The following is an 18,527-nucleotide window of genomic DNA, read 5'->3' as shown; positions in this document are numbered from 1 at the left end:
GGGTCGCGAACGCCCCTTTCCACCGGGGAAAGCGTATGCCGCACTATGCCAACCAGACCGAAGGCCTGCGATTCCGGATCGTGCTGGCGCCAGGCGTGGCGCTTGGGCCCGGCAAGGCCGATCTGCTCGAGGCGATCCGCGACACCCGTTCGCTCACCGCCGCCGCCACCCGGTTCGACATGAGCTACAAGCGCGGTTGGAATTTGGTGCAGGAGATGAACGCGGCATTCGCCTCGCCGCTGGTCGAGACCGAGAAAGGTGGTTCCGGCGGAGGCGGCGGCGCCCAACTGACCGACCTCGGCGTCTATGTCCTCGAGCGCTACCGGGCGATGGAGGCGGATGCCCGGGCCGCGATCGAGGCCGGCATCGACGACCTTCGCCAGCACCTTGCCGCATCACCGCACCAGGATTGACGGCCATGGATGCGGCGTGCAGACATGGCGTCGATATGTACAGTGAGCCATATCGATGACCTGGTCCAACACATTCGCCCGGCTTGCGGCGCTTTCCGCCGGCTTGCTCGCCGCTGGGACGGCGGCCGCCGATCCGGACGAAGGCCCAAGCGCTAAGGCCGAGCCGGTCGTCGTCTTCGCCGCCGCCAGCCTCGGCAACGCCCTCGACGACGTGATCGCCGCCTACGCGGAGGAAAGCGATCGGATGGTGCGCGCCAGCTACGCCGGCACCCCGACGCTCGCCCGGCAGATCGAACAGTTGGCGCCCGCCGACCTGTTCGTCGCCGCCGACGACGATTGGATGGACTATGTCGCCGCCCGCGACCTCATCGATATCGACAGCCGGCGAACCCTACTCGGCAACCAGCTCGCCCTTGTCGCCCCGGACGGATTCACCCCGGCCATCGATCTCGCGCCCGGCCTTGACCTCTCGCCTTACCTCGAACCCGATCACCGGCTGGCAATCGCCGACACAGAAGCGGTGCCCGCCGGGCGCTATGGCCGCGCCGCGTTGGAGTTCCATGGCGCGTGGGGTGGCGTCGCCGACCGGCTGGTTCAAACCGACAATGTCCGCTCGGCCCTCGCCTTTGTCGCCCGCGGCGAGGTCCCGCTCGGCGTTGTCTACACCACCGACGCCGCCGCGGAGCCACGGGTCGCCGTCGTCGGCGTCTTCCCGCAGGATAGCCACCCGCCGATCCACTATGATGTCGCGGTCACCGCTCAATCGACCAATCCGAACGCAGAAGACTTCCTCGCCTTTCTCGGCTCGCCAGCCGCCCGTTCGATCTTCGAAGCACACGGCTTCGCCGTCGTCACCGGCAGCACCTGAGGCACGACCATGTTCGCGCCCTTGACCGAACAGGAATGGTCCGCGGTCGAGCTCTCTCTACGAGTCGCCAGCCTCGCGGCGCTGTGGACGCTGCCTTTCGGGTTGCTGGTCGCCTATATCCTCGCCCGGTTCCGCTTCCCCGGTCGGGCGCTGTTCGACGCATTCGTCCACCTGCCGCTGGTCATCCCGCCGGTGGTCACCGGCTACCTGTTGCTGCTGGCCTTCGGTAGGCGCGGTCCGATCGGCGCGTTTCTGGAGCAGACCTTCGGCATCGTCTTCGCCTTCAACTGGACCGGGGCGGCGCTCGCCGCGGGAATCATGGGGTTCCCGCTGATGGTCCGGGCGATGCGGTTGTCGCTCGAGGCGATCGACCGGCGCACCGAGGCCGCCGCCGCCACGCTTGGCGCCAATCGGGCGATGGTGCTCCTGACGGTGACGCTGCCGCTGATGCTGCCCGGCATCCTCGCCGGGATCGTCCTCGCGTTCGCCCGGGCGCTGGGCGAGTTCGGCGCCACGATCACCTTCGTCGGTAACATCCCCGGCGTTACCCAGACGATCCCGTCCGCGATCTTCTCGTTCACGCAGGTGCCAGGCGGCGAGGCGGCGGCGCTGAGGCTTACGGTGCTCTCCATCGTCATCGCGTTCGCGGCGCTGCTCGTCTCCGAGGCCCTGTCGCGACGAGCCAGCCGCCGCGTGCTTGGCCAATGACGCTGGACGTCGACGTGACCGCCACGGTCGGCGATTTTCGGGTCGCGGCCGCCTTTCGATCCGAGGGTCACGTCACCGCGCTGTTCGGCCGCTCCGGCGCCGGCAAGACGACGCTGGTGAACCTGATCGCCGGACTGGAGACGCCGGACCGCGGCAGGATCGCCGTCGACGACATCGTGCTGATCGACACGGAGCGGAGGATCACGATACCGACCCACCGCCGGCGGGTCGGCTATGTGTTCCAGGACGCGCGGCTCTTCCCGCATCTCTCCGTGCGCGGCAACCTCACCTATGGCCGCCGCTTCACCCGTCGTGACGACCGCTGGGCGGACTTTGACGCTATTGTCGATATGCTCGGTATCGCGCACCTGCTCGACCGGCGCCCCGCCGGTCTTTCCGGCGGCGAAAAACAGCGCGTCGCCCTCGGCCGCGCGCTCGTCGCCAGCCCGCGTCTGCTGCTGATGGACGAGCCCTTCGCGGCACTCGACGAGACCCGCAAGGCGGAACTGATGCCCTACATCGAGCGGCTGCGCGATACCATGCGGCTGCCGATCGTCTATGTCAGCCACGCCATCGACGAGGTCGCACGCCTTGCCGATACGATGGTGGTCCTCGATGACGGCCGCGTCGTTGCCGACGGGGCGCTCAACGCCATCCTCGGCCGTGCCGACCTCTATCCCTATATCGGCCAGCACGAGGCGAGCGTCGTGCTCGATCTCACCGTCGGCGCGCCAGGCGACGACCCCGACGTCACCATCCTCGACCACCCCGCCGGTCGGCTGACCGTACCGCGCCTCGACAAGCCTCCTGGCGCTCAGGTCCGGCTGCGGGTACTGGGCCGGGATGTGGCCCTGGCGCTCGGCGATCCGGGGCCCATTTCGATCCGCAACCGGCTCTCGGCAACGGTTACCGGGATCGCCCCCGGGCGGCCGCCGATGCTCGACGTCACCCTCGACGCACGCGGCATGCCACTGGTCGCGGGCGTCACCCGCGAGGCCGCCGATGCCCTGGAACTGCGGCCTGGGCTGCCGGTTACGGCGCTGATCAAATCCGCCGCCCTCGATCGGACGAGCGGATCGGGAAGCAACACCTGACAGAAAAGTGACGCTGTCATTCTCCCCCAGGGTTTTCTTTGCCGAGCCGGCCGGTAAACTTGTCGTCGGGAGCTGGGAGACGACGGTTTGGGCCATCCGAAACGTCTGTACGGGGCTTTTTGCACATTTCTGGCGACGATCCTGGTTGTCGCCACCGTAGTCCCTGCGTCGGCTGGCGTTCGCACCACCACCCAGATTCGCTCCTACAACGTCAGCGGCTCGACGGCGAAATCGCTGGTCAACTATATGCGCCGCAATCCCTTCCGCGGCGATACCGGCGATGCGGTCGCCAACATCCGGCCGCACTACCGCCTGTCGGTTTCCACCAAGACCAGCGGCGGCACCTGCCGGCCGCGCGCCGTCAACCTCAATATCCGCTTCGTCATGACCTTGCCGAAGGCGCGAAGCGAATCGTCAATGGCGTCCACAACCCGCAACGCCTGGCGGAGCTTTGTGTCGTTCACCCGGCAGCACGAGAACACCCACAAGCGAATCTACATCCAGTGCGCCAACACCTTCGTGTCCAAGGCGCAGCGGATGACCAACAAGAGCTGCGGTGGGCTGCAGGCGTCGATCCGCCGGCTGCTCGAAGCCGAGAAGCGAGCCTGCAAGAGCAAACATCGCGCCTTCGATCGGCGCGACTACAACCGTATCTTCGGCCTCAGCCTGTTCAGGATGGCCAAGCGGCGGTAGTCGGCCGGGCGCCAAAACCGACCTTCGGGCGAGCGAACACTGCGTCAGCTTAGCTGCGCCGCGACGAAATTCTACCCGCTCAGCAATGCGCCCAGCACCCGTCCCGGCAATCCGCTTAGATTTACATTTTTTACAAAATTGGATCGATTGAGTCGAAGAAAAAACAGTCGTATATCAAAATTTTATCCTCTGCTTCCATAGAAATACTGACTATCTGCGCTAACTTCAGCTTGAGGCCGGGGCCGGAATCTCGTGATGATTTGCGAGCTGCCGCGATACAACCATGGACACTGCCGGCCTTACAAGCAGGAGCAGCTAGATGTCCGACGAACCAACGATAACAGTGGTTCCACCGAACCCGGAACCTGTGCTCGCCGCGGCTTCGACGCCCGGCTTGTCTGTCACTGAAGACACACCGCAGAACATCAAGACATTCCTGATCTCCGACAACGACCCGATCCTTCGTGTGGTGCTCACAAGTGACGCCTTGATGTCGCTGGCCTTGCTTACCGGCCTCAACTTTGAACTGGGCACGGGCATCAACGACCAGACAATGATCTTCACGGGATCGGTGACCGACATCAATGCAGCGATTGATCTGATCACCTACGCACCGACCCTCAATGACGAAGGCGGTGGCTTCATCAAGGTCGAGGTCAGCGACCTGATCAACGATCCGGTTTCGGGCACCGTCACTTTCGATATCGTCGCTTTGACCGATCCGCCCGAGATCATCTCCGACGGCGGCGGCGAACTGGCGAATCTCGCGTTCGCGGAAAACGCGATCCAGGTGACGACCGTGCAGGCGGAAGACCCCGACGAAGGCTCCGTCGTGAGTTACGACATCGTCGGCGGCGAGGACGAAACGGCGTTCACCATCGATCCCGTAACCGGCATGCTGTCCTTCGTCCAGGCACCCGATTTCGAGAATCCGACCGACGTCGGTGGCGACAATACCTACCGTGTCGTCGTCGAAGCCTCGGACGGCCTGCTCACCGACACCCAGGAGATCACGGTCACCGTCGGGGATGTTGCCGAAACGATCACCGGAACGCCCAATAACGATTTGCTGCCCGGCGACGTCGGCTCCGACGTCATCAAGGGCAAGGCCGGCGATGACGTCATCATCGGGTTCCTCGGCGACGATATCCTCATCGGCAATCGCGGCAACGACATCCTCTCGGGCGGGCCGGGCGATGACATGCTCAAGGGCGGCAGGGGCAGCGACAAGCTCTTCGGCTGGGCCGGCAGCGACACGTTCGTCTTCTCGGCCAAACCCAAGGCCAAGGCATTCGATACCATCTTCAACTTCGAAGTCGGCGTCGACATGATCCATCTGGACAGCAGCGTCTTCACCGCCCTCGGTGGCCCGGGACCATTGGCGGCACAAGCATTCGATACCGGCCGGAAGGCCGACGATGCCGACGACCGGATCATCTTAAGAAAGAAGACCGGCGAACTGTCCTATGACGAGGACGGCATGGGCGGCAAGGACCAGATCAAGATCGCCGAACTAGACCGGCGGCTGAAGCTCTCCGAGGACGACTTCCTGGTCATCTGATCGAAGCTGAGCAGCCCCGGCGGCGGGGATCCATATCCCTGCCACCGGGGCGCTTGCGCTCGGTTACGCCCCACACTCGCCGAGCTGCAACGCGATCAGCAGTTGGCCGGGACCTTCCCCTTGCCGCCAACCACCGTGACTTTCACCGGCGCGACGCCGGAGTGGATCATGCCGATCTTCTCGGCGGCGCCCTGAGTGAGATCGATGACCCGGCCGCCGATGAACGGCCCGCGGTCGTTGATCCGGACGACGACCGACCGGCCGTTGGAGAGATTCTCGACCCGAACCTTGGTGCCGAACGGGAGGCTCCGGTGCGCGGCGGCCATCGCCCGCGCGTCCATTTTCTCACCATTGGCGGTCTGAGTACCCATCTTGTACCAGGAGGCCTTGCCACATTGGGCCGCGGCCTCGGCCTGACTGACGAAACCAACCGCCGCAATCGACACAGCGACGGCCATTCCCAACGCGCGAGCGCGCGAATTCACTAACTCCAAAACGTCTTTCTTTCCTTCCAGAGAGCCGCACCGGCAAAACCGATACGTCCCCCAACCCCTTGTTGGTCGCGCCACCGATGGCGGACGCATTGGGGCCGTGTTCTTCTGGCCGATTGCGGCGCGAATGCGGCTTTTTCCGGTCACCGTTCCCTTCAGCCGGTTAAGGAGTGTGAAGGGAGCGTGCCCTCGCGCCCTCCCGTTGATTTGACCCCTCCCCGCGCTTGTCCGAAGCTGCCGCGCATCACGGTGGCGAGACCCTCACATATGACGTTGCGGCCCAAGCGAGCGAGACTTCGCCTGTCGGCTCCGGCCGCCGCGTTTGCCGTGGTCATCGCCGGAGCCGCCGCGGCAGACGACCCGCCGCCGCAACCTATTCCCATCGACCAGCGACCGGCCTGTACCGCACCCGACGTGGTGACCGGTGCCGGCACGGTCTGCGGCCTTTCGCTTGAAGCACGAGCAGCAGACGGCAGCGGTGAGCGGACCGTCAACGCCTATCTCGGCATCCCGTTCGCCGAATCGACCGTCGGCGAGAACCGCTGGGCTTCGCCGGTTGCCGTCGCCGCCTATGACGGCGTCCTCCGTGCCACCGCGTTCGGTCCGATCTGCCCGCAGACCGAGCCCTCGCCCAAGAAATCGCCGCAAAGCGAGGACTGTCTCAGCGTTAATGTGTGGGCACCCGCGGACGCTTCGGGTCCGCTGCCGGTCATGGCCTTCATCTATGGCGGCAGTTTCATCGACGGCTCGAGTTCGCTACCGATCTACGACGGCGCGGCGCTGGCGGCGAGCGGCCGGGCGATCGTCGTCTCGTTCAATTACCGGGTCGGCGCGCTCGGTTTCCTCGCCGGCGTGGCCGGGCTCTCGGGCAACTACGGCTTCCTCGACCAGCAACTGGCGCTGCGATGGGTGGCGGACAACATCGCCGGCTTCGGCGGTGATCCGGCACGGGTCACCCTGTTCGGCCAGAGCGCCGGCGCCATGTCGGTAGGCCTGCACCTTTTCGCCCCCGGCAGCCAAGGGCTCTTTCGCGCCGCGATCATGGAGAGCAACCCGTACGGCATGCCGTACCGCCGGCTCGCCGCCGCCGGTGACCTGACCGAGTCGCTCAGGCTCGAACTCGGCTGCGTCTTCGATACGCTTGCCTGCCTGCACCGTCAGTCGGCGGCGGCGATCGTCGCCGCTCAGTCCTCGGCGGCCCTCGGGATCAACCAGATCGTGGCCGGGTTCGGTGGTCAGCTCGCCTGGGCGCCGGTGGTCGACGGCACCGTGATCGCCGGCCAGCCGCTCGACACGCCGATCGCGCTACCGGTGCTGATCGGCACCAACCGCAACGAAGGCACCCTGTTCGCCGCGGGCCAGCAAGTGAGCCTGTTCGGCACCACCGAAGTCCTGCGTCTTCAGTACGACGCCCTGATCGAACTCTACTTTCCCGCCACCGCCCGCGCCGCCATTCGCAACCTGCCCCGCTACCAGCCGCGGTCCGGCGACAACACAGAAGCTTTGTCGAACCTGCTCACCGACTACCTGTTCACCTGCCCGAACCGGCTGGCGATGCGCCGCGCCGCGGCGCCGGTCTACGGCTACGCCTTCACCCATGTCCCGTCCTATGACGTGTGGCCCGAGATCGCCGCCTGTGCGCCGTCCGAGGACCAGGTCTGCCATTCGTTCGAGCTGCCGTTCGTGTTCGGCAACCCGACCACGGTGACCCGGCAATTGACCCCGCCCGACGACCGCTTCACGGCAGCGGAACAACGCCTGTCGGAAACCATGGCGGACGCCTGGCTCCGCTTCGCCGAAACGCTCGACCCCAATGCCGAAGGGTCGAGCGACTGGCCGGTGTATTCGGCGGGCGGCGCGGTCCGGGTCCTCGATACCACCGCGGCACCCGATTTCGCCGCCGACGCCCACTGCGATGTCTGGGACTCGGTCGGCTACACGCTCCCCGGTGTGCTGGCGCGAGTGACGGGCGTGTCGCGGGGGGAGTGACGTGTCCCGGGCTCCTTGGCATCGGCGGGGGAGCAGCCGATGCGGGCGACGCAGCCGCGCGTGCTTCGAGGGCCGCTCACGCGGCCACCCCCGATCGAGCCGGGGGCAGGCTCTCAGCATAAGGGCGGGGGGCGCAGATGGTTGGCGGTGACAAACCATGTTTTGATCAGCGACATGAAAGCCACCAGCCTCATCCTGAGGTGCGAGGGCGTCAGCCCGAGCCTCGAAGGACGCACGAGGTGTTTACCTGGCTCACGGCGCCGCCGTGCGTGCTTCGAGGCTTCGCTTCGCGAAGCACCTCAGCATGAAGAGGGTACGGTCTCCGAGACCGGTTGTAGTTTGCGGGTGTCGCTTGCCATTGGTCTTTGCCGCCAAACTCCAACTTCCTCATCCTGAGGCGCGAGGGCGGCAGCCCGAGCCTCGAAGAACGCAAAACGTGCTCCCTCTTCTACGACGCTGCCATGCGTACTTCGAGGCCGCGGTCGGCAGCACCACCCGCGCTCACGCCCCATCCAATCGCTCGATCAGCGCCATGGCGGCGGCGGGAGCGCGGACCTTGGCGCCGGCGATGAAGTAGACGAACACGTCGCGGTCTTCCTCCGGCGGCAAGACATCGGTGACGCGGGGGAGGTCGTCGGGGATGCGCCCTTCCGCGAAGGTGCGCGCGCGTTCGGTCCAGACGTCGAGATCGGAGACATCGTAGCCAGCGGCGAACTGCTCCTGCGTCTTCTGCAGGCGCAGATAAACGAACGGGGCAGTGACGTCGGCAACGGCGGGATAATCGTCGGAGTCGGCATAGACCACCGCGACGCCGTGTTGACGCAGGAGGTCGATACATTCGGGCACGAGGAAACTGCGGTGGCGGACCTCCACCACGTGGCGGAGCGGTAGCCCGCCCTTCTCCTTCGGCAGCAGCGCCAGGAACGCGCCCAGGTCCTCGGCGTCGAAGCGTTTGAACGGGGCGAACTGCCAGAGCACGGGCCCGAGCTTGGCGCCGAGCTCGGTGATGCCGCTGCCGAAGAACCAGTCGATGGCGTCACCGGCCTCGGCGAGCTTCTTCTTGTTGACCACCGCGCGGTGACCCTTGACCGAGAAGACGAAGCCGTCCGGCGTCTCGTCCCGCCATTTGGCGAAACTGGCCGCTGATTGGGTCCGGTAGAAGGTGCCGTTGATCTCGATGGTGGTGAGGTGCTCGCCGGCGTATTTCAGTTCGTCCGCTTGTCTCAGCCCATCGGGATAGAAGGTGCCGCGCCACGGCTTGAAGGTCCATCCGCCGATACCCGCTCGGATCATCATAAGTCTCCATTTTATTTGGGCGGAGCATACTCCGGATAGCGGTCGAGGATAGCCTTGCCGACTGGGTCCCCGCCTCCGCGGGGACGAGCGGTAGGAAGACTCAACGGCTTTGCGTCCTCCGAGGCTCGGCGCCACGCACCGAGCACCTCAGGATCAGGTCAGTGGAGGAGACTCACCGGGTGAGGCCGTTGGCGCAGGCTCTCGGGACAAGACCGTGCGCAGACTCTGAAGACAAGGCCGGGGCTCCTGCGCGCGGGGAATGCGTGGCTGGAGCGATAGCCGTCAGTTTCCCAAATCAACCACCAGGCGCGGCAGGACACGGCCCGGGATCGACGCGGACGGCGCGACGCCGTCGTCGACCCCGCCCATGCGGCGGTAGAACGGCACGGCATCGGGATCGGCGTCGATCGTCATGCCCACTGCGCCGAGGCGACGGGCTTCGGCGACCGCCCAGGCGAACAGCAGCCGGCCGAGCCCGCCGCGCAAGGCGTCCGGGTCGACGAACAGCTTGTCAAGCTCGGCGGTGTCGTCTTCCACCGAGACCTGGACGACCCCGGTCACCGCCCCCGCCTGCTCGGCCACCGCCACCGACGAGGTCGCAAGATCGATCGGGCGCAGGGTCAGTTCGTCCCGACACGCTTCCATGAACGCGGCGTCGTAGCCCCACACCGCCTTGGAGCGGATGCAGAGATCGGTCAGCGTCGGCAGGTCACCCTCGACCGCCGCCCGGAGGGTGATCGGTGTCGGCTTCGACCGCCCGGTACGCGGCTCGATCAGATCCCACCGGTTGCCGTAGAGATCGGCGAAAACCGCGACGGTGCCGTAGGGCTCGGCGCGCGGCGCTTCGCGGAAGACGACGCCGTTGGCGGAGAGCCGCGCGTGGTCGGCGGCGAAATCGTCGGTCTCCAGGAACAGGGCAACGCGGCCGCCGGTCTGGTTGCCGATCCGGCTCGCCTGTTCGGCATCGGCCGCCTTGGCGAGCAGCAGCCGGGTGCCATCACCCGGCGGCGCCACCACCACCCAGCGCTTGGTCTCCGAGAGCCGAGTGTCCTCGACCAGCGCGAAGCCAAGGCGACCGGTGTACCAGGCGATCGCCTCGTCATAATCGCGGACCACCAGCGCCACGGTGGCGATCGACTGGGGCATGGGGTGTCTGTTCCTCAGGGCCGTTCATATCGCGGGCCGATGCCTATCACTTCCGGCCCGGAATTGGAGCGGCGTGCGCCGGACGCGCTATGTGTCAGCGTTCGAATGGAGCGGAGGACTGGCCGATGAACACCTACATCGTACTCGCCAATTGGACGACCAAGGGCTTTGAGGAGATGAAGGAGTCGCCGGACCACCTTGAGCGTTTCAAGGAGATGGCGCGGGCTCATGGCGGGCGGATCGTGGCGTTCTACATGACCATGGGCCCCCACGACATGGCGATCATCGTCGAAGCGCCGGACGATGCGACGATCGCCAAGATGGCGATCAAAGGCGGAGCGGGTGGCGCCACGACGACCGTGACCCTGAAGGCCTTCACGGAAGCGGAATATCGAGAGATTGCCGCATCGCTCGACTGACACACGTGGCCGATCGCGACGCCGGCCGATCACCGATGACCGCCGCGACGGATATCTGATTGACCGCTATTAGCAAGTCGGCCGCAATCATGGTGTAACAGGACGTTCAGGCATCGGATAGCGCAGCCGGGGTAGCCGTGCAGTTCATCGACGAGATCCTGAAGGAAGCGCCACTGGTGGTGATCTTCATCACCGTCGCGGTCGGCTTCTTCATCGGCAAGTTCACGGTCGGCCGCTTCGTCCTCGGCGGCATCGCCGGCACCCTGATCGCCGGGGTGGTGATCGGCCAGATCGGTGTCGACATCGACCCCGGCATCAAGAACATCTTCTTCGCCCTGTTCATCTACGCGGTCGGCTATCAGGGCGGCCCGCAATTCTTCAACGCGCTCAACCCACGGACCCTGAACCAGCTCGCCTCCGCTTTCGTAATGACGCTGGTCGGTCTCGGCTGTGTGCTCGCCGCGGCGCTTCTCTTCGACCTCGATCGCGGCACGGCCGCCGGCCTCGCCGCCGGCGGGCTGACCCAGTCGGCGATCATCGGCACCGCCGGCGATGCGGTTGCCCGCCTCGACGTCTCACCCGACCTGATCAAGCAGATGCAGACCAACATCGCCGTCGGCTATGCGGTCTGTTACATCTTCGGCTCGCTCGGCCCGATCATCATGGTCACGTGGTTCTGGCCGTCGATCATGAAATGGGACATCCGTCAGGAGGCGGTGAAGCTCTCCAAGGTGATGTCCGGCGGCCGTCCGGAGCTCGATCCCGGCCAGTTCAACATGGCCTCCCGAGTGGGTGCCCGCTTCTATCACGTCGACAAAAGCTCCAAGGCGGTCGGCCAGACCGCACTCGACGTCGACCGCGCGCTCGATCTCGCGTCGGTCGAGGCCATCGTCCGCGGCGGCGAGGTCGTTCCGCTTGCCGATGACCTGCCGATCCAGGCGGACGACATCGTCGCGATCACCGGACGCGTCGAGGTCCTGCAGACCGCCGGCGAATATTTCGGTCACGAGGTCGTCGCGCCGGCCGACGTCGACCTGATCGAGGAAGAGCGTCGGGTGGTGATCACCAACCGCAAGATCAACGGCCATACGCTTCAGCAGATTCACGACCATGTCGACATCAGCGATCGGCGCGGCATCTTTCTGGCCGGTGTCAATCGCACGGGCGCGCCCATGCCGCTCTATCCGAACCTCGCGCTCCACACCGGCGACGAGCTTCTGCTGATCGGCCGCACCAAGGACCTCGACCGGGTCCAGGCGCAGATCGGCTACAAGATTTCCGCGGCGCGGGTCACCGACTTCGTCTTCTTCGGCCTCGGCATGGCGATCGGATTCCTGATCGGGCTGATCGAGTTCCGGGTGTTCGGCGTGCCGGTGACCATCGGCAGCGGTGGCGGCTGCCTTCTGTCGGGCCTGTTCTTCGGCTGGCTGCGCAGCGTCCACCCGGCCTTCGCGGCGCTGCCGCTCGGGGCGTCCAATTACCTGCGAGATTTCGGCCTTGCCGTGTTCGTCGGCGTCGTGGGCCTCAGCGCCGGACCGGCGGCGCTGACCACATTGGAGACCCAGGGGCTGACCCTGTTCCTGCTCGGCGTCGGCGTCACGCTGATCCCGATGCTGATCGTGCTTCCGTTCTCGTATTACGTCTTGCGCATCCGCAATCCGATCGAGGCGCTGGGCTGCATGGTCGGCGGGCGCTCGGCCAATCCCGGTTTCGCTGCGCTGCTCGACAAGGCCGGCAACGCCACGCCGGTGGTGTCGTTCACCGTGACCTATGCCGTCGCCAACGTGTTCCTGACGCTGTGGGGGCCACTGATCATCGGCATTATCAGCAAGAACCCGTCGTAGCGCGAAACGGCCGGCGCACGACATGAGCCATCGAGGAGCAAAACCATGAGCGACCGCGCTCAGGAAAAGGGATACGAAAAACTCAGCCCGTTCGAACTGAAGAACGAGCTGATCCGCCTGGCGGGCACCGATGCCGAGCGGATGATGCTGAACGCCGGCCGCGGCAATCCCAACTGGCTCGCTGACGTGCCGCGCCGCGGTTTGTTCCAGCTCGGCCTGTTCGCCCTCGACGAGGCCAAGCGGGCGATAGACATACCCGGCTTCGGCGGCTCGCCCGGCACCGAGGGGGTGCTCGAGCGCTTCAACACCTTCGTCACCGCCAACCACACCGATCCGGGCGTCGCGTTCCTCGACGACGCGGTCGCCCATGCCCGCGATCAACTCGGCATCGATGCCGGGGCGCTGGTGTTCGAACTGGTCGACGGCGTGCTCGGAGACCACTACCCGACGCCCGACCGGATGCTCGCCAACGCCGAGCGGATCGTCGGCGCCTATCTGGCGCTGGAGATGTGTGCCGGCGCGCCACCGCCCGGCCGCTTCGATCTGTTCGCCACCGAGGGCGGCACCGCGGCGATGGCCTATGTGTTCAACAGCCTTGTCGAGAACAAGCTGCTCCACAAGGGCGACAAGATCGCGCTCGGCACGCCGATCTTCACGCCGTATCTGGAGATCCCCCACCTCAACGATTTCGAGCTGGTCGAGATCGACGTCATGCAGGACGAGAACGGGCTCTGGCAGTATCCGGACGCCGAGATCGATCGGCTCGCCGATCCGGCGATCAAGGCGTTCTTCGTCGTCCACCCGTCGAACCCGACCTCGGTGGCGATGCACCCGGATACGCTGACCCGCCTCGCCGATCTGGTCGGCACCCACCGCCAGGATCTGATCCTGCTCACCGACGACGTCTACGGCACCTTCGTCAACGACTTCCGTTCGCTGGCCGCCGTGTGCCCGCTGAACACCATCCTGGTCTATTCGTACTCCAAATATTTCGGCGCCACCGGCTGGCGACTCGGGGTGATCGGTATCCACGAGGACAACGTCTTCGACAAGGCGATCGCGGCGCTGCCCGAAGCCGACCGTACGGCGCTGCGCCAGCGCTACAGTACCGTGGTACTCGACCCCGACAAGATGAAGCTGATCGACCGGATGGTCGCCGATAGCCGCGTGGTCGCGCTCAACCACACCGCCGGGCTCGGGCCGCCGCAACAGGTGATGATGACCCTGTTCTCGCTCTGGGGCCTGCTCGATCACGCCGCCGGCTACACGTACAAGACCGCGGCGCAGGGCATTGTCCGACGGCGCAACGAGATCCTGTTCAAGGCGCTCGACCTGCCGCTCCAGGAAGACGCCTACTCGGCCAATTACTACGTCACCGTCGACGTGCCGGTGGTCGCCGAGCAGCGCTACGGCACCGACTTTCGCACATGGCTGGTCGACAATCACGAACCGATCGATTTCGTCTGGCGCCTCGCCAAGGAAAAGGGCGTGGTGCTGATGGACGGCGGCGGCTTCGACGAGCCGGAGATGTCGGTGCGGGTTTCCCTCGCCAACCTGCCCGATGCGGCCTACGAGACCATCGGCAAGGCGGTGAGCGGCCTGCTCGCGGATTATCACAACGAATGGAAAGCGGGCGCGGGCGGCTGACAGTCGCGGGCTAGAACGGCCGACAGGCGAGCGCCTGATCGGGATAGAGCAGGATCACCTTGTCATCGCCGCCCTGGCCGAGGTCGGGGCTGAAACTGGTGGCGCCTTCGACCGTCAGGTGATCGCCGACCCGCACCCGCAGGCCGCCGCCGTTGCCTTCCAGCGTGAAGGTGCCGCCATCGCCGTCGACCCAGCATTGCACCCCTTGCGGCACCGCCTGGCAGCTCGCCGCGCTCGCATAGACGTCGCCGCTGTCCTTGACCGTGAAGCCGAACGACACGACGAAGTCTTGCACGCTCGCCGCGTTCCCTGGTCCGCTGTCGACGACGTAGAACGATGTGACCCGCTGTTGCGGATGGGCGGCCAGATGCGCCGCGTCGTAGGTGCGGGTATAGCAGGGCGGCGCCAGATACCGCGCGTAGAACGAGTCCGCCACCGCCGCCGAGGCGGGCAAGGCGATCACAAGTGACAGTCCGACAGCACGCAGCATGACCGCGATCATGTCATGCCGCCGACGCCCGGGCCAGTGGTGTTGGGCTGCCCACTGCCGTTGCGTTGGCGTCCTGGCCTACACCGTCGTCCCCGCCGACACCCCTGTCGTCCTGCGGCTTGACTGGAGGACCCGGTATCGTCGGCACGCTTGGGCAGCGCGCCGCCCAAAACGCCGCGTGCGCGGTACCGCGCCCTGTGCCACACTGCGTCGGAACGCGTGGGGCACTGGGGCGACGATGGCCGAAACCAACGACAAAACAAAAGGTTCCGAGGAGAAGCTGAGTCGGAGCACGATTCTCGGTCTGGGCGCGATGGCGGTTGGCATCTTCGTCGTCGCCAACGATTTCACCTCCCTCGCGGTTGCCCTGCCGGCGATGGAACGGGACTTCGGGGTCGATGTCACCACCATCCAGTGGGTCATCAACGGTTACGCCATGGTGTTCGGCGTGCTCATCGTCACCGGCGGGCGTCTCGCCGACATGTTCGGGCGACGCTTGGCCTTCTTCGTCGGTTCGGCGATCTTCGCCACCTTCTCGGTGATCGGCGGTCTGGCACCGGATGTTTGGGTCGTCCTTGCGGCGCGATTCCTGATGGGGGTCGGCGGCGCGTTGATGTGGCCGGCAACCCTTGGCATGACCTACGACCTCCTGCCGAAATCGAAGGCCGGGCTCGCCGGCGGCGTCGTCATGAGCGCCGCCGGGTTGGGCAACGCCGTCGGGCCGCTGATCGGCGGGGCGTTGACCGAGTTCATCAGCTGGCGATGGATCTTCTTCCTCAACCTGCCAGTGGCGGTTTTCGGCGTCCTTGTTACCCTCGCGGTGATTCCCAAGGACAAGCCTACCAAGGGCGATCACAAGGTCGACTATGCCGGCATCGCGGTTCTGTCGGCCGGACTGCTGGCGCTGCTGTTGGCGCTCGATGAAGGGACCGATCTCGGCTGGCTCGATGTCCGGATCATCGGCCTGTTCGTCGTCGCGGCGGTCGCCCTGATCGGCTTCGCCCTCATCGAACGGCGCATCGGCGCGCGCGCCCTGGTGCCGCGCGCGGTCCTCGCCAACCGGCAGTTCATGTTCGCCTGCATCACCGTGCTGCTGACGTCGGCGGTGTTCTTCGCCGCGCTTCTCTATGTCCCGCAATACATGATGAAGCAGCTCGGCTTCACCGCACTTCAGGCCGGGCTCGGACTGCTACCGGTGATGGGTGTGTTCGCGCTGACATCGTTCATCTCCGGGCCCGCCTATAATCGTTTTGGCGCCAAGATCACCGTTGGCTTTGGCGCGGCCATGCTGTCGGGCGGCATGTTCTTGATGTCGACGATCGATCCGGGCGCTCCCTATCCGGTGCTGATTCCGGGAATGGTGGTGATGGGCATCGGCGTCGGCTTCTTCTATTCGTCGACCACGACCGCGGCCATGACCTCGCTCGACAAGTCGCAAGGCAGCCTCGCCGGCGCGATCATCTACATGTGCCAGATCGCCGGCGGATCGGTCGGACTCGGGCTTAACACCGCAATCGTCGTCTCCAACCCGAAGCTGTCCGACGGCATCTCCAACGCCTTCATCGTCGACGGGCTGCTCGCCGCGTGCGGTTTGGTGATCGTCATCCTGTTCATCGGCGGTCGCGTCGACCGCACGGAACTCGCCAGCCTCATCTACCGCCACAAGGCCCACGGCTGATGCGCCGATTCGCGATTTTCATCGCCGCACTGGGTTGGCCGGCGTTCGGCCTCGCCAGCGACGTGGATGCCATCCACCAGCGCTATGCGGACTGGGCCGATGCCTTCAACGCCGGCGAGACCGACGGCGCCTGCGACCTGTTCGCCGCCGATCTGATCGCCACCGACCAGGGACAGCCCGAACGCGACTTCGACGCGGTCTGCGCGATCCTGCAGGATTCGCTCACCGACCCGTCGCGTGAATACCGCTACCAGATCGATGTCGCCGAGATTCTGGTGGAGGGCGACCTCGCCGTGGTCCGCGCCGACTGGTCGCTGTTCATCACCCCGTTCAACGTCGCCACCACCGAGCGCGCCATCGACATCCTGCGACGGGAGCCGGACGGCGCTTGGCGGATCATCCGCTCGATGTCATACGCGACCGAATAGTCCCGTGCTAAGCTCTCGCCACGGGGGCGTTCGAAAGAACCGAAGCGAGGCCATCCATGTCCATCCGTTCGACCATCGTCGCCGCGGCCGTGATTGGTCCGTGGCTTGTCCCGGGTGCCGCCCACGCGGCATCGTTCGACTGCGCCAAGGCCGCGACCCCGACCGAGCACGCGATCTGCGACAATCCGCAGCTCTCCAGCCTCGACGAACAGACCGCCGGGCTCTACTTCACCCTGATCTCCGGCGGTGCGCCGGACGCCACCGCCAGCGTCGCCGACGTCAAGGCCGAGCAGGCGAAGTTTCTCACCAAGCGCAACGCCTGCGGCGCCAACTACAACTGTCTGATCGGCGCCTATACCGACCAGATCATGTATCTGAATGCCGCCTCCGGCAAAGGCATGTAGGGCGCGGGCGTGCCGGTGCCGGGGGTGTGACGGCCGTCACTATGCGCGGCAAGCGATCCTGATATGAGAAACTGGTGGTTCCGCATCGGAACGATTGCCGCCATATCGGCGGTGTGGGGAGCGAATCCGTCGCTCTCCGGATGGACCGAAGGAAAAAGACATGGTTACCAAGATCTTCAATCCGGCGCCGACATTGCGTGGCTGGCCTTACGCCCGTCCGCCTCGGCAGCCAAGGCAGCCTCACCGCCGGTTCCGCTGATCGTGGCGGATACGGGCCCAACGGGCCCGACACCGGCGGCGAGTGCCGGCAATTTCCTGGCGGATGTGCCTGAAGGCGCCGCCGAAGAACAGTTCACCGATCTTCTGAAACGGCCGGGCGTGCGCATTGAGCGCATCGTCTCCGACGGCCAGGCCTCGCCCCCCGGCTTCTGGTACGATCAGGGTTGGGACGAATGGGTTCTGGTCGTCTCCGGTTCCGCCGGCCTTCAGATCGAGGGCGAGGCAGAGCGGCGGCTCAAACCCGGCGACTATATCCTCCTGCCCGCCCATACCCGTCACCGGGTGAACTGGACCGACCCCGATCGTCCCACGGTCTGGCTCGCCGTTCACATCGGCGAAGCGAACTGAGCTTCACGCTAGGGCCGGCGGGGCACCGCCGTGGGTGCTTCGAGGCTTCGCTCCGCGAAACGCCTCAGCATGAGGGCGTTGGTGCGGGTCTGGCCACCAGACTGGAGAACCATCGGCAGGCGGCCTCATCCTGAGGTGCGAGGGCTGATAGCCCGAGCCTCGAAGGGCGCTGAATCGTTAACCTTGTCCCCGTCATTTTGCGAGGCCACTTGTACGGCCGAATCTCGAAGAGCCTGCCCACGACCTGATCGGGGGTGCGAGGTCGCTTGTGCGGCCGAGCCTCGAAAGGCGCCCCACCGGCCGGGTGGTCCTCACGCGTGGCTTCAGCCGAGTCCGTGTCGCGCTACCCGCGAACGACGAACGAGATGCCGAAGGCGTGGGTCTTGCCGTCCAGTTGGTCGGCGTATTTGCACACGCATAGCGTCACCTTGCCGAGCGTCGAATCGTCGACCATCTCGTTAGTGAACATCGGCTTGCCGGTCGCCATCACCTGCTTGTCGTCGGCGCGGAGCGACTCGGCGTTATCCGCCCAGCGCAGATCGGCGTCGGTCTTGCCGACCACCGGCTCGCCGGCGAATTCGTCGATGGCGTTGTTGCCCCAGATGTAGCGGCCGTCCTCGTCCTTCACCCAGAGAAGGAATGGGACATGCCGAAAGGCCTCGAGTTCCTGAACGTTCATGGTCGCCTCCGTTTCAGCGAAGAGCTTAGCCGGTGTGCATCACACCGAAAAG

19 protein-coding genes and 1 pseudogene are annotated in these 18,527 nt (G+C 65.7%); 14 read left to right on the top strand and 6 right to left on the bottom strand.

Annotated features, from left to right (window positions below):
- Positions 1–35: 35 nt before the first annotated feature.
- The 6 genes from ACO076_RS09315 (at position 36) to ACO076_RS09290 (ending at position 5,337) form a co-directional block, all read left to right on the top strand.
- A complete protein-coding gene (locus ACO076_RS09315; RefSeq protein WP_421726443.1) occupies positions 36–413 on the top strand; it encodes a winged helix-turn-helix domain-containing protein in 378 nt (125 codons plus the stop codon).
- A gap of 55 nt (positions 414–468) precedes the next feature.
- Entirely contained in the window at positions 469–1,281 is an 813-nt protein-coding gene (modA, locus tag ACO076_RS09310; RefSeq protein WP_421726442.1) for a molybdate ABC transporter substrate-binding protein, read from the top strand.
- A 9-nt stretch (positions 1,282–1,290) separates the two neighbouring features.
- Positions 1,291–1,989: a molybdate ABC transporter permease subunit gene (gene modB / locus ACO076_RS09305; protein ID WP_421726441.1), complete on the top strand. Its 699-nt coding sequence runs from the start codon at positions 1,291–1,293 to the stop codon at positions 1,987–1,989.
- A complete protein-coding gene (gene modC / locus ACO076_RS09300) occupies positions 1,986–3,083 on the top strand; it encodes a molybdenum ABC transporter ATP-binding protein (protein WP_421726440.1) in 1,098 nt (365 codons plus the stop codon). The genes modB and modC overlap by 4 nt, the downstream gene beginning before the upstream one ends.
- A gap of 87 nt (positions 3,084–3,170) precedes the next feature.
- A complete protein-coding gene (locus ACO076_RS09295) occupies positions 3,171–3,776 on the top strand; it encodes a DUF922 domain-containing protein (protein ID WP_421726439.1) in 606 nt (201 codons plus the stop codon).
- 319 nt (positions 3,777–4,095) lie between these two features.
- On the top strand, positions 4,096–5,337 hold the full coding sequence (locus tag ACO076_RS09290) for a cadherin domain-containing protein (RefSeq protein ID WP_421726438.1): 1,242 nt from the start codon (positions 4,096–4,098) through the stop codon (positions 5,335–5,337).
- Positions 5,338–5,432: 95 nt separating this feature from the next.
- Here ACO076_RS09290 and ACO076_RS09285 read toward each other — a convergent pair whose 3' ends face one another.
- Positions 5,433–5,795, bottom strand: coding sequence for a septal ring lytic transglycosylase RlpA family protein (locus tag ACO076_RS09285; RefSeq protein WP_421726437.1), 363 nt, complete (start codon positions 5,793–5,795; stop codon positions 5,433–5,435).
- A gap of 300 nt (positions 5,796–6,095) precedes the next feature.
- Here ACO076_RS09285 and ACO076_RS09280 point away from each other — a divergent pair, with 300 nt between their 5' ends.
- Positions 6,096–7,817 carry a carboxylesterase/lipase family protein gene (locus tag ACO076_RS09280; protein ID WP_421726436.1) on the top strand — a complete coding sequence of 574 codons (1,722 nt, stop codon included), beginning with the start codon at positions 6,096–6,098 and terminating at the stop codon, positions 7,815–7,817.
- A 501-nt stretch (positions 7,818–8,318) separates the two neighbouring features.
- Here ACO076_RS09280 and ACO076_RS09275 read toward each other — a convergent pair.
- The 3 genes and pseudogenes from ACO076_RS09275 to ACO076_RS09265 form a co-directional block, all read right to left on the bottom strand.
- A complete protein-coding gene (locus tag ACO076_RS09275) occupies positions 8,319–9,110 on the bottom strand; it encodes a DUF72 domain-containing protein (protein ID WP_421726435.1) in 792 nt (263 codons plus the stop codon).
- Positions 9,111–9,395: 285 nt separating this feature from the next.
- Entirely contained in the window at positions 9,396–9,758 is a 363-nt protein-coding gene (locus ACO076_RS09270; RefSeq protein ID WP_421726704.1) for a GNAT family N-acetyltransferase, read from the bottom strand.
- Between the two features lie 117 nt (positions 9,759–9,875).
- A pseudogene (locus tag ACO076_RS09265) lies at positions 9,876–10,259 on the bottom strand (VOC family protein); the annotation flags it as partial.
- Between the two features lie 125 nt (positions 10,260–10,384).
- On the opposite strand from ACO076_RS09265, the gene ACO076_RS09260 reads away from it, so the two are divergent.
- The 3 genes from ACO076_RS09260 (at position 10,385) to ACO076_RS09250 (ending at position 14,169) form a co-directional block, all read left to right on the top strand.
- On the top strand, positions 10,385–10,678 hold the full coding sequence (locus tag ACO076_RS09260) for a GYD domain-containing protein (protein ID WP_421726434.1): 294 nt from the start codon (positions 10,385–10,387) through the stop codon (positions 10,676–10,678).
- Positions 10,679–10,815: 137 nt separating this feature from the next.
- Positions 10,816–12,522, top strand: coding sequence for an aspartate-alanine antiporter (gene aspT, locus ACO076_RS09255; protein WP_421726433.1), 1,707 nt, complete (start codon positions 10,816–10,818; stop codon positions 12,520–12,522).
- A gap of 45 nt (positions 12,523–12,567) precedes the next feature.
- Complete coding sequence (locus ACO076_RS09250) at positions 12,568–14,169, top strand: bifunctional aspartate transaminase/aspartate 4-decarboxylase (protein WP_421726432.1); 1,602 nt, start codon at positions 12,568–12,570, stop codon at positions 14,167–14,169.
- Between the two features lie 10 nt (positions 14,170–14,179).
- Here ACO076_RS09250 and ACO076_RS09245 read toward each other — a convergent pair whose 3' ends face one another.
- A complete protein-coding gene (locus ACO076_RS09245) occupies positions 14,180–14,659 on the bottom strand; it encodes a hypothetical protein (RefSeq protein WP_421726431.1) in 480 nt (159 codons plus the stop codon).
- Positions 14,660–14,897: 238 nt separating this feature from the next.
- On the opposite strand from ACO076_RS09245, the gene ACO076_RS09240 reads away from it, so the two are divergent.
- From ACO076_RS09240 to ACO076_RS09225, 4 genes are all read left to right on the top strand, one after another.
- Positions 14,898–16,337 carry an MFS transporter gene (locus tag ACO076_RS09240; protein ID WP_421726430.1) on the top strand — a complete coding sequence of 480 codons (1,440 nt, stop codon included), beginning with the start codon at positions 14,898–14,900 and terminating at the stop codon, positions 16,335–16,337.
- On the top strand, positions 16,337–16,765 hold the full coding sequence (locus tag ACO076_RS09235; RefSeq protein ID WP_421726429.1) for a YybH family protein: 429 nt from the start codon (positions 16,337–16,339) through the stop codon (positions 16,763–16,765). Before ACO076_RS09240 ends, ACO076_RS09235 begins: the two co-directional genes overlap by 1 nt.
- A 56-nt stretch (positions 16,766–16,821) precedes the next feature.
- Positions 16,822–17,169, top strand: a complete 348-nt coding sequence (locus tag ACO076_RS09230) for a lysozyme inhibitor LprI family protein (protein WP_421726428.1) — start codon at positions 16,822–16,824, stop codon at positions 17,167–17,169.
- A 63-nt stretch (positions 17,170–17,232) separates the two neighbouring features.
- Positions 17,233–17,796, top strand: coding sequence for a cupin domain-containing protein (locus ACO076_RS09225; RefSeq protein ID WP_421726427.1), 564 nt, complete (start codon positions 17,233–17,235; stop codon positions 17,794–17,796).
- Between the two features lie 343 nt (positions 17,797–18,139).
- On the opposite strand, the gene ACO076_RS09220 is transcribed toward ACO076_RS09225, so the two are convergent.
- Positions 18,140–18,475: a PAS domain-containing protein gene (locus ACO076_RS09220; protein WP_421726426.1), complete on the bottom strand. Its 336-nt coding sequence runs from the start codon at positions 18,473–18,475 to the stop codon at positions 18,140–18,142.
- Positions 18,476–18,527 lie beyond the last annotated feature (52 nt).

The organism is Bauldia sp. (genome assembly GCF_965232525.1).
Classification (GTDB): domain Bacteria; phylum Pseudomonadota; class Alphaproteobacteria; order Rhizobiales; family Kaistiaceae; genus Bauldia.
The sequence above is the reverse complement of the archived record's forward strand: the minus strand, read 5'-3'. Positions and strand labels throughout refer to the sequence as shown.

Excerpts from the sequence above, each read along its gene's own strand:
- modC (WP_421726440.1), top strand. The coding sequence starts at position 1,986 with ATGACGCTGGACGTCGACGTGACCGCCACGGTCGGCGATTTTCGGGTC.
- ACO076_RS09220 (WP_421726426.1), bottom strand. The coding sequence starts at position 18,475 with ATGAACGTTCAGGAACTCGAGGCCTTTCGGCATGTCCCATTCCTTCTC.
- ACO076_RS09245 (WP_421726431.1), bottom strand. The coding sequence starts at position 14,659 with ATGCTGCGTGCTGTCGGACTGTCACTTGTGATCGCCTTGCCCGCCTCG.
- ACO076_RS09315 (WP_421726443.1), top strand. The coding sequence starts at position 36 with ATGCCGCACTATGCCAACCAGACCGAAGGCCTGCGATTCCGGATCGTG.
- ACO076_RS09250 (WP_421726432.1), top strand. The coding sequence starts at position 12,568 with ATGAGCGACCGCGCTCAGGAAAAGGGATACGAAAAACTCAGCCCGTTC.
- ACO076_RS09235 (WP_421726429.1), top strand. The coding sequence starts at position 16,337 with ATGCGCCGATTCGCGATTTTCATCGCCGCACTGGGTTGGCCGGCGTTC.
- ACO076_RS09240 (WP_421726430.1), top strand. The coding sequence starts at position 14,898 with ATGGCCGAAACCAACGACAAAACAAAAGGTTCCGAGGAGAAGCTGAGT.
- ACO076_RS09270 (WP_421726704.1), bottom strand. The coding sequence starts at position 9,758 with ATGGAAGCGTGTCGGGACGAACTGACCCTGCGCCCGATCGATCTTGCG.
- ACO076_RS09280 (WP_421726436.1), top strand. The coding sequence starts at position 6,096 with ATGACGTTGCGGCCCAAGCGAGCGAGACTTCGCCTGTCGGCTCCGGCC.
- ACO076_RS09275 (WP_421726435.1), bottom strand. The coding sequence starts at position 9,110 with ATGATCCGAGCGGGTATCGGCGGATGGACCTTCAAGCCGTGGCGCGGC.
- modB (WP_421726441.1), top strand. The coding sequence starts at position 1,291 with ATGTTCGCGCCCTTGACCGAACAGGAATGGTCCGCGGTCGAGCTCTCT.
- ACO076_RS09260 (WP_421726434.1), top strand. The coding sequence starts at position 10,385 with ATGAACACCTACATCGTACTCGCCAATTGGACGACCAAGGGCTTTGAG.
- modA (WP_421726442.1), top strand. The coding sequence starts at position 469 with ATGACCTGGTCCAACACATTCGCCCGGCTTGCGGCGCTTTCCGCCGGC.
- ACO076_RS09230 (WP_421726428.1), top strand. The coding sequence starts at position 16,822 with ATGTCCATCCGTTCGACCATCGTCGCCGCGGCCGTGATTGGTCCGTGG.
- ACO076_RS09290 (WP_421726438.1), top strand. The coding sequence starts at position 4,096 with ATGTCCGACGAACCAACGATAACAGTGGTTCCACCGAACCCGGAACCT.
- ACO076_RS09285 (WP_421726437.1), bottom strand. The coding sequence starts at position 5,795 with ATGGCCGTCGCTGTGTCGATTGCGGCGGTTGGTTTCGTCAGTCAGGCC.
- ACO076_RS09225 (WP_421726427.1), top strand. The coding sequence starts at position 17,233 with ATGAGAAACTGGTGGTTCCGCATCGGAACGATTGCCGCCATATCGGCG.